This is a genomic window from Jeotgalibacillus alimentarius (assembly GCF_000829445.1).
Lineage (GTDB): Bacteria > Bacillota > Bacilli > Bacillales > Jeotgalibacillaceae > Jeotgalibacillus > Jeotgalibacillus alimentarius.
In genome coordinates, this window is the sequence record NZ_JXRQ01000008.1 from 108,799 (window position 1) to 123,967 (window position 15,169).

The following is a 15,169-nucleotide window of genomic DNA, read 5'->3' on the forward strand; positions in this document are numbered from 1 at the left end:
GACGACTCCAGCAGGAGAAGCGTGACAGGTGAGACCCCGCAAGCGCCCCGCGCTGAGGAGGCTCACCGCACGCCCTGCGGAAAGCGTTCCCCCTGCAGCGGAAATCAACAGCCATCTTTACAGAGCTATAATTTTAAAAAGGCAGGGCAGTAGATCGCACATATCTACTGTCCTGCTTTTTATATCATACAGGCCTCTTTTCATTCATAAGCTGTAAGAGCAATGATTAAAAGGAGGCACCAATGACAAAAAACACAGTTTATCAACTCCAGGAAAACATCGTTTTTAAAGGAGAGCATGTCCTGAGTGAGCTGCGCACGCTCTCATTCGAACCAAGCGTGTCCATAACAGAACACGCTGATCAGGTCGTTGTGGAAGGAACACTTCATTTAGCAGGAGAAGGCAGTTATGTAACAGCAGAAGGAACCCGTGACTATGAATATCCTGAAGTACAGGAATCAACGGTCATGGAAGAACTCGTATTTTTTGAACATCACTTCCCGCTATCGATCTCTATTTCTTCAGCGCGGGTGGAAAGAAAACAGGATGTGGAAGTGTATATTGATCATGTGGACTATGAGCTTCCGGAACCAGGTGTGCTGCAGGTAACAGCAGATATCATGATTGAAGGGATTTCTGAGCCGAAACGTGAAGAAGTCAGAATGCTGCCGAACCAGCCTGAAGAATGGTCTGGAGAGGGACTCACAGAACTGTTGACAGAAGAACCGCAGGAGGCTGAACCTGAAGAACCTGCCGTGACTGAAGAAGAAACACAAGAAGACATAACTGAACCGCCTATTGAGCAGGAGACGGTCGAGGCACGGGAGGAACCTGCAGCACAGGAGGAAGCAGTTCAGGAAGAGACAGAACAAAGAGAAGAGCAGGAAGAAGAAACGGATGAGGAAGATGAAGAATATAAAAAGCGGGATGAAGATACGTTTGCACGTTTTATTCAGACGCTTGAAGAAAATCGGACCATCATTAAAATACATATCGCCCAGCAGGATGAAACACCTGAAATGGTTGCTGAGCGCTATGGGGTACCGATGCTTCAGCTGATGAAAAGCAACCAGTTTGAATCCAGAAGGCCGTTCAACAGAGGCGAACTGATCTGGATCCCATCGCCTCAGATCCATTCAAAGTGAAGTACACAGGCAATGCCAATCAGAATACCTAAGATCAGCACGTCAATCGTGGATGGTATTAGTAAAAGTAGGATAGCCTGAAAAATACAAATTGGAATAATAATTGTCTGTAAATAACAGCGGCATTTTTTCCACCATGGCGGTTTAGGCTTTGGCAGCATTCTTTTACCCATAACAGACTCCTTTCCATTATGCTTTCTATTATCATATGCACAGAGGTGTTTTTTGCGATTTTTATTGACTAAACAGGCTGATTTTGATTATGATAGATGATATAAACAGATGCATTGATCAGGAGTAGTACGCAGTTTGTCATTCTTCAGAGAAGAAATTCATTTGGTGAGAGAATTTCCAGAACAGACCCTGCAGAAGTCGCCTGTGAGCAGTATTGGTGAAGTTTCAGTAGCCCGTGCCGGTTAGAAGCCGTTATCTTAATTAAGTGCACAGACACCAGTCTGTGTAAAAAGGTGGTACCGCGAATCAAATCCCTTCGTCCTTTTACGACGAGAGGGATTTTTTTGTTGTTTATTTTATAAGTGACTGATGTGAAATGGTACCAAATGAAAAAATTATAGTTATGTCGAAGTCAGCTGTTTAATAAGCACAGCTGTTGATCCTCGCTGCAGGGGGCGACTCCAGCAGGAGAAGTCGGACAGGCGAGACCCCGCAGTGCGAAGCACGAGGAGGCTTGCCGCCGACCCTGCGGAAAGCGTCCCCCTGAAGCGGAAATCATCAGCCAACTTTGACAGAGCGAAACAAAATGGAGGTAATCATATGAATGAAACATCAATGCCGACAAAGTATGATCCGAAAGCGATAGAAGAAGGCCGCTATGAATGGTGGCTGAAAGAAAAAGTATTTGAAGCAAGAAGCGATGAGAGCAAAGACCCTTATATCATCGTCATTCCGCCGCCAAACGTAACAGGTAAACTTCACCTTGGACACGCGTGGGATACAGCGCTGCAGGATATCCTGACACGGATGAAACGGATGCAGGGCTATGACGTACTATGGCTGCCGGGTATGGACCACGCCGGGATTGCTACACAGGCCAAAGTGGACCAGAAGCTTCGTGAGCAGGGTAAAAACCGTTATGAAATGGGCCGTGAAGCATTCCTTGAAGAATCATGGAAATGGAAAGAAGAGTACGCTGAACATATCAGAGAGCAATGGTCAAAGCTTGGACTTGGACTCGATTACAGCCGTGAGCGATTCACACTTGATGACGGTCTTTCAAAAGCTGTACAGAAAGTATTTATCGACCTTTATAATAAAGGGCTGATCTATCGCGGAGAGTATATCATCAACTGGGACCCAGCAACAAAAACAGCTTTATCTGATATTGAAGTGATTCATAAAGACGTTCAGGGTGCTTTTTATCATATGAGATACCCACTTACTGATGGCAGTGGACACATTGAAATTGCTACAACACGTCCTGAGACAATGCTTGGTGATACGGCAGTAGCTGTTCATCCTGATGATGAGCGCTATCAGCATCTGATCGGCAAAACTGTAAAACTGCCAATCGTTGGCCGTGAAATCAAGATTGTTGCTGATGACTATGTTGATATGGAATTTGGTTCAGGTGCTGTTAAAATTACACCTGCACACGATCCAAATGACTTTGAAATCGGTAATCGTCACAACCTTGAACGCGTACTTGTGATGAATGAAGACGGTTCTATGAATGATAATGCAGGTAAATATCAGGGTATGGGCCGTTTTGAGTGCAGAAAGCAGATCGTCAAAGACCTTCAGGAAGAAGGCGTACTGTTTGAAATTGAAGAACATCTTCACTCAGTTGGACATTCCGAGCGAAGCGGTGCGGTTGTAGAGCCCTATTTATCAACACAGTGGTTTGTAAAAATGGAGCCGCTTGCGAAACAGGCAATGGATATTCAGGAAACTGAAGACAAAGTTAACTTCATTCCGAACCGCTTTGAAAATACGTATATGAGATGGATGGAAAATATCAGAGACTGGTGTATTTCAAGACAGCTCTGGTGGGGCCACAGAATTCCGGCCTGGTACCATAAGGAAACTGGTGAACTATATGTAGGTGAAGAAGCACCTGAAGATATTGAGAACTGGAATCAGGATGAAGATGTACTGGATACTTGGTTTTCTTCAGCGCTATGGCCGTTTTCAACAATGGGCTGGCCGGACGAAGCATCTGCTGACTTCAAACGTTATTATCCAACATCAGCACTTGTAACAGGATACGATATCATTGCGTTCTGGGTATCACGCATGATCTTCCAGGGTGTTGAATTTACCGGACAGCGTCCATTTAAAGATGTATTAATTCACGGTCTTGTCCGTGATGCAGAAGGCCGTAAGATGTCTAAATCTCTCGGTAACGGGATTGACCCGATGGATGTGATTGAACAGTACGGAGCTGATTCTCTGCGCTACGTTCTGACAACCGGTTCTTCACCTGGTCAGGACCTTCGTTTCTCAATGGAGCGTGTTGAGTCAATCTGGAATTTTGCCAATAAGATCTGGAATGCTTCAAGGTTCGCACTGATGAATATGGATGGTCTCAAATTTGAAGAGATTGATCTCAGCGGAAAGAAATCTGTTGCTGACAAATGGATTCTGACCCGTCTGAATGATACGGTTGAAAATGTAACAAGCCTTGCTAAACGCTATGAATTCGGTGAAGTCGGCCGTACACTTTATAACTTTATCTGGGATGATTTCTGCAGCTGGTATATTGAAATGGCAAAGCTGCCGTTAAATGGGGAAGACGAAGAGGCGAAGAAGACAACCCGCTCCATTCTTGCTCACGTTTTGGATCAAACAATGCGACTCCTGCACCCATTCATGCCGTTTATCACTGAGGAGATCTGGCAGAACCTGCCTCACCAGGGCAAGTCTATTACAGAAGCTGCATGGCCAGAAGTCAACGAGTCTCAAATTGACCGTGAAGCGGAAGAAGAAATGAAGCTGCTCATTGAGATTATCCGTTCAGTACGTAATATCCGTGCTGAAGTAAATACGCCAATGAGTAAAAAAGTCAGCCTGCTGATCCGTGCAGCAAATGATCAGACAGCAGAGCGTCTAAAGAAAAATGAAGCTTTTCTCGACAAATTCTGTAACCCTGAAAACCTGACAATCGGTACAGAGGTGAAAGCGCCTGAAAAAGCAATGACTTCAGTCGTGACCAATGCAGAATTGATCTTGCCGCTTGAAGGTTTAATTAATATTGACGAAGAGATTGACCGTCTTGAAAAAGAACTTGATAAGTGGACAAAAGAAGTTGAACGTGTGGAAAAGAAACTCGGCAACGAGCGTTTTGTAAGCAAGGCACCTGAAGCCGTAGTGGAAGAAGAACGTGCAAAACAAAAAGACTACCTGTCAAAACAGGATGCTGTAAAAGCGCGTATTGAAGAGCTGCGCACAGTATAAAAATACCGGGCGGATAGACGTAACTGTCTGTCCGCTTTTTTAAGGAGTGATTGCGATATGATACAGACTTTTGAAGAAGCAGTAAGCTGGATTCATGGGAGGCTCAGACTAGGGATAAAGCCTGGACTTGAGCGGATGGAATGGATGATGGAGCGGCTCGGTAACCCGCATTTGAAAATTAATGCAGTTCACATAGGCGGAACAAACGGTAAAGGATCAACGCTCAGTTTCTTAAGAAATATTCTGGAAGAGGGCGGCTATTCGGTTGGGACATTCACCTCACCTTACTTTGAAGTCTTTAACGAAAGAATTTCTGTTAATGGAAAGCCGGCTTCTGAAGAAGACTGGACTTCACTTGTAAATAAAATTAAACCGCTGGCAGATGAACTTGAAGAACATGAGCTTGGCGGTCCGACAGAATTTGAAGTTATTACGGCGATGATGTTTTATTACTTTGGTGAAGTGCAGCAAACGGATTATGTACTGATTGAAGTCGGGCTTGGCGGAAGATTTGACTCTACAAATATCGTGAGACCGGTATGCAGCTGTATTACTTCGATCGGCCTTGATCATGTCAACATTCTCGGACATTCCTATGAGGAAATTGCATTTGAAAAAGCAGGGATTATTAAAGAAGGCGTGCCGTTAGTTTTTAATGTGAGGCACAGTGGAGCACGTGAAGTCATTCTGACTCAGGCTGAAAAAATGAATGCTCCTGTGTATGAATTAGGTGAACAATTCCATGTGCAGATTGAAAAAACTGACAGTGAAGGGGAGATGTTCAGCTATAACAGCAATATTCAATTAAAAACATCTATGAGTGGTGCGCATCAGGTTGAAAATGCTTCTTTGGCTGTTACGATCGCAAAGCTGACAGAACCCAAGCTAAATCGTAATATCATTCAAACAGGAATTGAGAAGACATTCTGGCCGGGGCGGTTTGAAAAGATCAGTGAAAACCCTTTGGTAATCATGGACGGCGCTCATAACCCTGAAGGCATCGACACGATGATGCAGACAATTCATGAAAAGTACCCTGAAAAACACGTGCATTTTATTTTTGCAGCTGTGTCAGATAAAGACCTGACAAATATGATTAGTAAACTCGATCAACACGCTGATCGGATTACCTTTACATCATTTGATTTTCCAAGAGCAGCAGACGCAAAGTCGCTTTATGAATTGAGTAATCATAAAAATAAACAGGCCATAGAAAATACTGAGTGGATGACTGAGCTCAATCAATCAGATGATACACTTTATATGATTACTGGATCACTGTACTTCTTATCCGGTATCTATAAGGACCTGAAACATTTGTTAAAAGCTGATCACGAGCATTAGAGTATAATTAATAGAATATTTACATTTGTTAAATATTATGTGACGAGTTGAAATTAATTTGGTATGATTATTGCTAAATGAGTCTATTATCATATAAAAGTGAGGTGAGGTAAGTTGAAAGAAGTGTCTACAACAGCAAAGTGGGTATTATGGATTACGTGGCTCATTACGTTTCCAGCCGGTTTATATATGGCTTTTCAGCTTACTCCGCTTCCTGCACTTGACTGGCGGATTGTCGTATCTCTGATCCTGCTGGCAGTTATTTCAGGATACTTCCCATTTAAGGTAGATCATTCAACAATATTCATTATTCACTGGATTAATCTTGCTGCATTTTTAACCTATGGTTTATTTTATGAATTAATTTTAATGCAGATTGTACTGATTCCGGTATTGATCAAATCACGGATTACTTTAAAAACGGCTTATCGCTATCCTTTGAATTCAACAATGTTTATGCTGATCAGTCTGCTGGCGGGACTCGTTTACAGGTTTACGGGAGTTACAACAGAAGACGGGTTCTGGCCACTGATGTTCGCAGCAGGTGCTTATATATTTATTCATATATTCGCAAATCATATTTACCTGTATACATTTAACCGCTTAATCGGAAACAAATATCCATTTTTTAGCGGTGATATCAGGATGGACTATATCTCAACAATGCTCAGTATGCCATTTGGTCTCGCGCTGTATTATCTGCTGGCTAATATTGGATCGGCTGCAACGATTTTATTAGGGGTACCATTTTTAGCGATGACAATCATTTTAAGACTTTATAATACATCTGAGCGGGTTAATAACGATCTGGCTAAATCAGCAAAAATTGGTCATCAGCTTGCTGAACGCTTGAATGTAACTGAAGTATTGGACCTCTTTACTTCCAAGCTCGGTGAACTGATGCCGACTGATTATACATATATACTTGATGTCAATACGAAAGAAGAAAACATGACGCTGCTGAGAAGAATTGAAAACGGTCAGGTGGAATCAAACAACCTGTCACCGATCCGTAAAGGAGAAGGGATCTCAGGGAAAGTATGGGAAACGGGTGAAGCAAAGCTCTACAATAAGAAGACTGAGTGGCTTGAAGAGATGGAGGGCTACATTCCTTCTGATATTGAGAGTATTATCTGTGTACCGATTCAAAGAAACAAAAAAACCGTAGCTGTTTTGCTTGCTGCTTCAAAAAAGAAAAATGCTTTTGGTACTCACCTGATAGCGATATTAGAGATTTTGTGTTCTTACCTTGCAATTGCCATGCAGAATGCAAGAAATTATCAGCGGAATGTAAAAAGAAGTGAACGCTGCGCTCTGACAGGCTTATATAATTTCAGGTATTTCAGTGAGCAGCTTGAAAAAGAATTCAGCAGCTTAGAAAAAGGACACCTGAATGCACTTTCACTCATTTTACTTGATATCGATCATTTTAAGAGAGTCAATGATACATATGGACATGAAAGTGGAAATGACCTGCTGAAAGAATTGGCTGGCCTGCTTATTGAAACAGCCGGAAGAGATGCGCTGATTGCTCGATATGGTGGAGAGGAGTTCGTTCTTCTGCTCAGTGATAAAACAAAAGCCCAGGCAGAGCAGCTTGGAGAGAAAATCAGGCTGGCCGTGGAGTCGCATCTGTTTGAGATTCAGCATGACCTGAGCACATCAAGAGAGATTATTCATGTGAATCTGACTGTGAGTATTGGCGTTGCTTCTTCGCCGGAAGATACAGATTCTTCTAAGAACCTGCTGAGAAATGCAGACAGGGCACTCTATATCGGTGCAAAACAAAAAGGCCGGAATAAAGTAGCAGTCTATTCGAAGTAATAAATGATTAATATGCGGGGTATGTAAGTTAAAAGTAGGATTTTTAAAATAATGTGGTAAAATGATTATATAGTATTAGTTATAAAGGAGTGGGCTGTTGTGAGGAAACTGGGATATATCCTGTTAACGCTTATATTGATATGGGTGCCTTACAGCGCCCACTTTTTGAATACGGTGAGTGCGGAGAGCAATTCTGCAAATGATCTGCTCTTTTTGGAGATTACGGTTGATGGTAATACTCAAAACCCTGATTTTAGTGGTGTAAATCAATACAATGTAAAAGTAGATACAATGTCTATGAAAAGATTTGTTGCAGATAGAAAAGCATTAGATGGTAAATATGATGGCATTATTATTGGCCAGGGCAATTACTCCACCCAGGGTGTAATAGGGCGTAACCATAATACCTCAGAAGTGCAAAATGATATCACAAATCTTAAAGCAGAGCAGATTATTAATCAGTTTATTAATAAAAACCAACCCGTTTTTATTCATGAAATCAGCATGGATAATGGTGGGGTGCTTGAGCAGAAATTTAAAAATATATCAGCAGATGCAGCAGTTTATTATGGTGGCGAAAGCCAGGTCGATTTAAGAGGATGTAATTGGTCTTGGTGGTACGGCTGGTATTGCCCGGAGACAATTACTGATGGACTGTCATTTAATAATGCTTACAAAACATTTATGAATGAAAAGTTTTCAAAAAAACCTTCATTTGAAGTGACTTCTAAGCCTTCAGGTTGGAACTCATCTTATTCTAATGCGTACAAAGCTGGAGATGAAATCAACTATCAAGTAAATATTCATAATCAGTCATTAAGCCGAATGAAACTCAGGTTATATATTGATCAGGACTTTAACGATCGTTTTGATGCAGAAGAAGTAGTAAAAGAAATAGATGTAAACAGTAAAAATCCTCAGCTGAATTATAAACTGCCATTCGGATTTTCAGGGCCTCGTATGTGGAAGGTTGAACTTGTTCAGTCTCACAATGATTTCGTACTGAGTGATTATGAAACAGGTGAGTTTTTATTCGAAGATAAGCCTGTTGAAATTAACGTCTTACAAGTTTACAGGAATAGTAACAGTTCTCTTCAAAAAGCAAACAATATGAAACAAAGTTACTTAACACAGAATGGCCAATATAACATTAATATTGATGTAACAGGATTTGATGTGTTTAATAGTAGCCGAGGTTCCTCTGGCCAAAATAATCAAAGTTCTCATGAAGTCATCAATGGCAAGTACGACATGGTTATATTTGGTTTTTCCGATACGTATAATTACGCCAATCTAAGCCAGGGCGCTGTAAATTCATTAAAAAGTTTTATAGAGTCTCAGCAAAGTGTAATGTTTACTCATGATACGATTTTTAACAATAATAATGTATGGGTTAATAATTTTATGGATGCTACTGGCCAGAAGGCGCCTGAGACAAACTTAGGAAACGGAGCTCCTAATACATCAAGAAGCACTAAAAAAGTAAATGAGGGATTAATGACTTCATTTCCATTTGATCTTCCGGAGAATGTAGCTATTGCTACGACACACAATCAGTATTACACGCTGGATCTTGAAGATGAAAATGTGATCCCATGGTATAACATTATTGGCAGTAATCGTGATGTGAATGATAGCTGGAATCACTACTACACATACTCAAAAGGAAATATTACGTATTCCGGTACCGGGCATACTTCAACGAATTTCCCGGATGCTGAACAGCGATTATTTGTAAATACAATGTACCGTGCATTCTTTGGTGCTAACCACGCTCCTGAAATTACCGTCATTACACCTGAGGATGAAGAAGTCTTCCCAATTAATCAGACGATCCCGGTAAGTTTTACAGTAGAGGACTATGATCTATCTGCTAAAACAAATGATGTCAAAGTATATGTAAATGATACACTTGTTCACCACAAAGAAAATTCGAGGAATGGTGAGACGATTAACCTTCAGCTTGAACATGGGATGGAAGAAGAAGGGGAAGTTGTCATCAGAATTGTCGCAACCGATGAAAAAGGTGCGGAAACAGTAGAAGAGCGTACTGTGAGGGTGTTTGAAACTGAAAACCTGCTGGAATTATCCAGAGACATTCAACCTGTTAAACCGGTGTATGAAGTCAATAGAGATTTAATTCAACTGAACTACACACTTGATCCTAAGCCTGTCAGAAGAAGTGAGCTGGCTGGTAATCAGTCAATCAGTCTTGAAAATATCACATTTACAGAAGTGTTCCCTCCTAACGTAGAGATTAATAACCTGCCTGCTGGATTTGTGAAAAGTGGCAGCCTGGAATCAGGTTATACGGTTACAGGAACAATAGATGAAATTCCTTATACTAAAGATTTTGAAGGTGCAGACAGAGGCGGCTGGAGGGGAGCAGACCCTGTAACATTCTCTATCGGCATTACAGCTACTCAGGGCGGCTATTATTCTCTGACAAACTCTTCATTAACCTATGACCAGATGTATGGTAAAGAGAATAACGGCAATGGAAATGCAAACAATGGAGAAAATTACGCTGGGACATTCACAGAAAACTTTAACAGAATTGATTTTGTTGCAGGTTACCCACTATTGGAAGTGAATCTAACAGAATCAATGGCTATCGATAAAGGACTGGAAAGAAATCTCGTTGCCTCAGGCGATTTCAGCTTTGGCCCTGAAGAAGCGGAAGTGGAAAGTATCGAATGGTCCACCTCTGATCCGGGTGTCATCACAGTTACACAGGGCGGCATCATAAAAGCAATCGGTAATGGAGAAGCAGTTATTACTGTGACAGTGACGGATGTATTTGGAAATGTTATTACTAAAACATCTAATGTTTCTGTCAGGGTACCAATTGAGTCTATCGAACTTGAAAATGTTGAGGTCTACGTTGGTGAAACGGCTGAACTTCCGTTGACAGTGAATCCGGCTGACGCCTCAGGCAGTATTGAGATCACACTTGAAAATAATACTGTCGCTTCAGTTAATACAGCGACGCGAACTGTAACCGGACTGCAGCCAGGCATTACAAAAGCTGTAGCACGAGGAATTAACGCAAATGGCACTGAAGTAATAGCTGAAGCCATTATTCAGGTGAAAACGAAGGAAATCACTGCGCTGAATGTGGAGCCGGGTGAAATTACAATCAAAAAGTTTGATCAGTTTGATTCGTTTACCGTATCAGTTGAACCTGAATATGCTGACGTTGAAACCCTTACTTGGACTTCACTGAATCCATCCATTGTTGAAGTCATATCACCTGGCGTAATCAGGGGTGTAGGTGCTGGAACAGCCGTCATTCGTATTCAGGCACCAAACGGTGTAAGTGATGAAGTCACAGTGATTGTCATTTCCCCACTGACTGATGCAGGGTTTGGTAAGGATTCTGTAACGATTAATAAGGGAGACACGTATCCGCTATCTTCAGAACTACAGCTGACACCTTCTGATGCAACGGATATCGCAAGTATTGTTTATACAAACGTCACACCGGGTAATGCTAACCCGTCTATTAATCTTGCTGGCAATGGAGATGTATTTGGTAACCGTACGGGCAGGAATAATATTGTCCGTGTAACAGTTACCACCGACAGTGGAGAGACTTTCACAGATACTATCAAGGTAATCGTCATCGATAGTGAAAACGTTGAAGATCTTGAAAATGGAGACAGATATTAAAAGGCTGAGCAATCAGCCTTTTCTTTTTTATGACGTGCAGGGGGTATTAAAATGAAGAAAAAATGGGCGATCGTGCTGGTTGTGATCCTGCTGGTCGTTATACTTATAACCGTTTATCTGATGAACAGATCAGGTGAGGTCGACAATGAAGCGCTATTTGTAGCTATTACTGAAGGGAACACAGAGTCAGTAAAAGATCTGATAGAAGAAGGACAGAACGTGAATGTTCAGAGTGATGAAGGATTAACGGCATTACAGACTGCCATTACCTTCGTGCAGCCGGAAATTGCACAGCTATTGCTGACTGAAGGTGCCGATCCTTCAACAGGCGATGCATGGCTAGCCGCAAGATCCATGATTGACCCGACAATTGATGAATCCGGCATTAATGATCAAATGCGTGCACTTCTTCAGGACATGCATGGTGGTGATGACAGCTTAATATTTGAACTGAATGATCAGGATGAGACGCTTTTTTTTGAAGCAGTGAGAATGCGTGATGGGGAACTTTTCAACTGGCTGGCAGAAGAAGGGGTTAAATCTGAAGTGATCAATTCATCAGGTGATACACTATTTCATACAGCTGCAAGATATCCATACGACGCTGTGTCATTTGTTGCTGAAACTATTTCATACCCGGGCGCAAATGTTAATGTGAATGGTGACACACCAATGACTGCAGCGGTAAAATCAAACAATTCTGATTGGATCAGTGTATTTGCAGAAACTGATGATATTAACTGGCAGAATGAAAACGGCTGGACTCCTCTTATGTTTGCAGTGGACTACGGTTTCAAAGAAGCGACAGAAACACTTCTTTCACTTGGAGCAGACGTTGACATTAAAAACAGTAATGGTGAGACGGTAGCAGATATTGCTGCAAATTATGATAACGAAGAAATAAACGTACTATTAAATCAGTATTAAAAAAGCAGCGGAGCTTCCGCTGCTTTTACTATTCATTACTGCTGACTTTCCGAAAAGCGTCTTCAATTACATCCAGTCTTTCAACTGCAGGAAGAGCCTGAAGCTTATCAAGAAACAGTCGCTGATTATTTCTTACGTATAACCTGGACTTTTCAAAGGCTTCACTATCTTCATTTGTAGCTGTAAAAATAATGTCATCAGCACCCTCAGCAGTATCGCCGCGGAAGCTGTTAAATTCGAGTGAACCCTTGCTGAATACGCCACCATCAATATATACATATGATCCCACAGAATAAATTTCAGCATTTTTATCAGTATATAAAAATGCATTTAACTGATTAGGGAACTCCGTAAAATCAGCCGGGTTACTGAAAGAGTTCAGCAAAGCAATATCAAGTTTCCCTCTGCTCATCAAAATAAGTTCGCCACCGCCTGCAGGTCTTTTAATATTGGCATTGAAAACAGTTGTATTCCCAAGCGCATAGACAACAGAATCCATCGCCAGATCACCGCGCAGAATGACATCCCCGAAAACAATCATATTCGAACTGATGTCGGCTGTTTCGCCGGCTGCACTTTCCAATACAAGGTCACCCATCACGACAACCCATTTATCAGGGTTAACAGAAAGTGTTGACGTATTCAGGAAAGCATCTGAGATATATAAGTGATTCCTGTCAGGCTGCAGAGAAGTTATAACATTTTCTTCGTGTAAGACTGTATCTGAAGAAAGCGCATTTTCATATTGCTCCGCATCAGGATAGCCTCTTACAGTCAGTACAGATCCCCCAGCTGCCACCGCTTCAGTATCAGCATCGTCAAAAGCGGGGTCCAATTCCTTCATTTTAGTTGTGACAGTTGGGATCAGTCTGACATCGATATAATCAGTGACCTCTCCCTGAACGGGTGATTGATAGCTGAAAGAGCCTGCCAGTAGATCTTCGAGTGAGCGCTGCTGCCAGTGCACAGATCTTGAAAACATACCAGCGTTCACATCGAAACATCCCGGTACACTCTGGTGATCACAGCTTGTAGCAATCCCAGTATCCTCAAGTATCAGGCTTGAACGCTCAGAAACAGTCGGAAAGTCATTCTTTACAGTGTTCAAGCTGCCTTCAAATATATATTTTGCCTCATTCGATATGTTCAGCTGGTTGTTAGCATAAATGTCACCATCAATATACATCCCGCCATGAAGACTTAATTCGTCTCGTGCACCGGCTGCATACTTTAAAAAGCTTGGCATTGCGGTAACATAAACGAGCTTAGCGTAGTCATCGTTATAACCTGTGCTTCTGATTTCATATACCCGGGTATAATCATTAGATAGATTGATATCATAATCAGTTGACTTATCTGCAATACTGATATTTAATCCTTCTGCAGTAAGTGAGCTGATCACGTTATCAAGTTCTCCCTGATAAATGGAGCCGGGAGATGAAAATTCATTGTTTTGAATCTGATATTTTAAAATAGCCGTTCCCTGTTCAATCGCCCTGATTGCGTCAGAATCCTCTACAATTGTATCTTCTCTCAGCTCAGTTCGCTGTGTGCTGCCGACGGTTACAGTCAGTAACACAGCCCCAAGTGTCGTAAAAACGAGCACAATCAGCATGACAGTCAGTAGTGTATAGCCGGATTCATTTTTCACAGTTCTCACTCCTTAATACCCAAAATCCGATCTCAACTGGATAGGATCCATTTCTTCTGCTACACGTGAATTTGCAGGCAGGATAGACAGGTTCAATTCAATAATTCCTGTTGGAAGTCCTTCCGGGCATGCAGTCCGGCACTTCATCCGTATAAAGCTTTCAGCCGGCTGCAGCACAATTGAGTCTCCTGTTAAGACCAGATCAGGGGAGTCGCCTGCAGCTGGACTGCCTGCAGCTTTTTCTTCGGCTGTAATCGTATCAAAAACGATTCTGTTCTGTTCAAAGTAGATATAGGTGTCATCTGACGTGTCCGGCTGTTCAATCAGATAGTTTTCAACTTCTTTTTCAGAAAACCGTGTCAGCATCACCCCGGACCTGCCATCAGCTTCAAAAGGTCTGACAAAATCAGGCTTTTGAGTATACAATTCATTCATAATCATCGTTGCAATATAATCCGTTTCATCACGTGCCTGGCCCAGTGATGACGTTTTTTCATATAGGGACAGTCCGGAAATAAAAACCCCATAGATGGAGGCACTGAAAATTGCAGCAACAGCAATGCCGGCTAACACTTCAATCATCGTCATGCCATCTTCATTTAATTTATTCACGGCGCAGCACACCCCTGACTGTCGCTTCATCATTTCTCTTCCGTTCCCATACAACATTTGCTTCAACCTGAATCATTTCGTTTTTTAACGCTTCAGTCTGTTCTACTGTATCAGCTGCGTAAAATGAAAGCTCCACTTCAGCAGTATACGACTGATTATTAATGACAGGTTCGAATACGGCCAGACATGCGTTTATTTCTTCAAACAGAGGATCCCCTGAAACCGTTGCAGTACAATCATCTGATGTCAACTTGCGCACATTCCCTGCAGCATTCAGGTATTCCTGAAACAGTAAAAAATCCTGACTTTCAATATACGTAACAGTATTGCGTGCAACATTACTGCCGATTGTCTGATCCTGATTTGCAAAAGTATAGTTATAGGAATTTAAAAAGAAAGTCAGAAGTGAAAAAATAATAATATTCAAAAGCGTAATAGAGGCTAAAACCTCGACTAAAGTAAATGCTTTTTTATTATGAAGTATGTAAAAAGACATGCTTTTTCACTTCTTTCAATTTAGATAGTTTTATTATACAATAAGAAGCGTATATATCATATGTACTAATTCAAGTGATTAGGA

General features: G+C 41.6%; 10 protein-coding genes and 1 other annotated feature. Of the genes, 6 read left to right on the top strand and 4 right to left on the bottom strand.

From position 1 onward, the window contains the following. Positions 1-242: 242 nt before the first annotated feature. Positions 243-1,145 carry a hypothetical protein gene (locus tag KP77_RS01620; RefSeq protein ID WP_041120990.1) on the top strand — a complete coding sequence of 301 codons (903 nt, stop codon included), beginning with the start codon at positions 243-245 and terminating at the stop codon, positions 1,143-1,145. On the opposite strand, the gene KP77_RS01625 is transcribed toward KP77_RS01620, so the two are convergent. Next, complete coding sequence (locus KP77_RS01625) at positions 1,127-1,318, bottom strand: hypothetical protein (protein ID WP_041120991.1); 192 nt, start codon at positions 1,316-1,318, stop codon at positions 1,127-1,129. The genes KP77_RS01620 and KP77_RS01625 overlap by 19 nt on opposite strands. A 105-nt stretch (positions 1,319-1,423) precedes the next feature. Continuing rightward, positions 1,424-1,646 (top strand) — a binding site (T-box leader). A gap of 273 nt (positions 1,647-1,919) precedes the next feature. Here KP77_RS01625 and KP77_RS01630 point away from each other — a divergent pair. From KP77_RS01630 to KP77_RS01650, 5 genes are all read left to right on the top strand, one after another. Next, positions 1,920-4,559, top strand: coding sequence for a valine--tRNA ligase (locus KP77_RS01630; protein WP_041120992.1), 2,640 nt, complete (start codon positions 1,920-1,922; stop codon positions 4,557-4,559). A 57-nt stretch (positions 4,560-4,616) separates the two neighbouring features. After that, positions 4,617-5,903 (top strand): bifunctional folylpolyglutamate synthase/dihydrofolate synthase, encoded by a 1,287-nt coding sequence (locus tag KP77_RS01635; protein ID WP_041120993.1) that lies wholly within the window; start codon positions 4,617-4,619, stop codon positions 5,901-5,903. A gap of 123 nt (positions 5,904-6,026) precedes the next feature. Beyond that, complete coding sequence (locus KP77_RS01640; protein ID WP_235420648.1) at positions 6,027-7,727, top strand: sensor domain-containing diguanylate cyclase; 1,701 nt, start codon at positions 6,027-6,029, stop codon at positions 7,725-7,727. 99 nt (positions 7,728-7,826) lie between these two features. Next, the gene (locus KP77_RS01645) at positions 7,827-11,399 is read left to right on the top strand and encodes a DUF5057 domain-containing protein (protein WP_052473898.1); all 3,573 of its coding nucleotides are present in this window, start codon (positions 7,827-7,829) and stop codon (positions 11,397-11,399) included. Between the two features lie 51 nt (positions 11,400-11,450). After that, positions 11,451-12,326 (top strand): ankyrin repeat domain-containing protein, encoded by an 876-nt coding sequence (locus tag KP77_RS01650; protein WP_041120995.1) that lies wholly within the window; start codon positions 11,451-11,453, stop codon positions 12,324-12,326. A 28-nt stretch (positions 12,327-12,354) separates the two neighbouring features. Here the strand turns inward: KP77_RS01650 and KP77_RS01655 are convergent, their stop codons facing one another. Genes KP77_RS01655 through KP77_RS17430 form a run of 3 tightly spaced genes read right to left on the bottom strand, consistent with a single transcriptional unit; the run spans position 12,355 to position 15,085 of the window. Next, on the bottom strand, positions 12,355-13,977 hold the full coding sequence (locus tag KP77_RS01655) for a type II secretion system protein (RefSeq protein WP_041120996.1): 1,623 nt from the start codon (positions 13,975-13,977) through the stop codon (positions 12,355-12,357). 12 nt (positions 13,978-13,989) lie between these two features. After that, positions 13,990-14,589 carry a PilW family protein gene (locus tag KP77_RS17425; protein WP_052473899.1) on the bottom strand — a complete coding sequence of 200 codons (600 nt, stop codon included), beginning with the start codon at positions 14,587-14,589 and terminating at the stop codon, positions 13,990-13,992. Then, positions 14,582-15,085, bottom strand: a complete 504-nt coding sequence (locus KP77_RS17430; protein WP_052473900.1) for a PilV family protein — start codon at positions 15,083-15,085, stop codon at positions 14,582-14,584. The genes KP77_RS17425 and KP77_RS17430 overlap by 8 nt, the downstream gene beginning before the upstream one ends. Positions 15,086-15,169 lie beyond the last annotated feature (84 nt).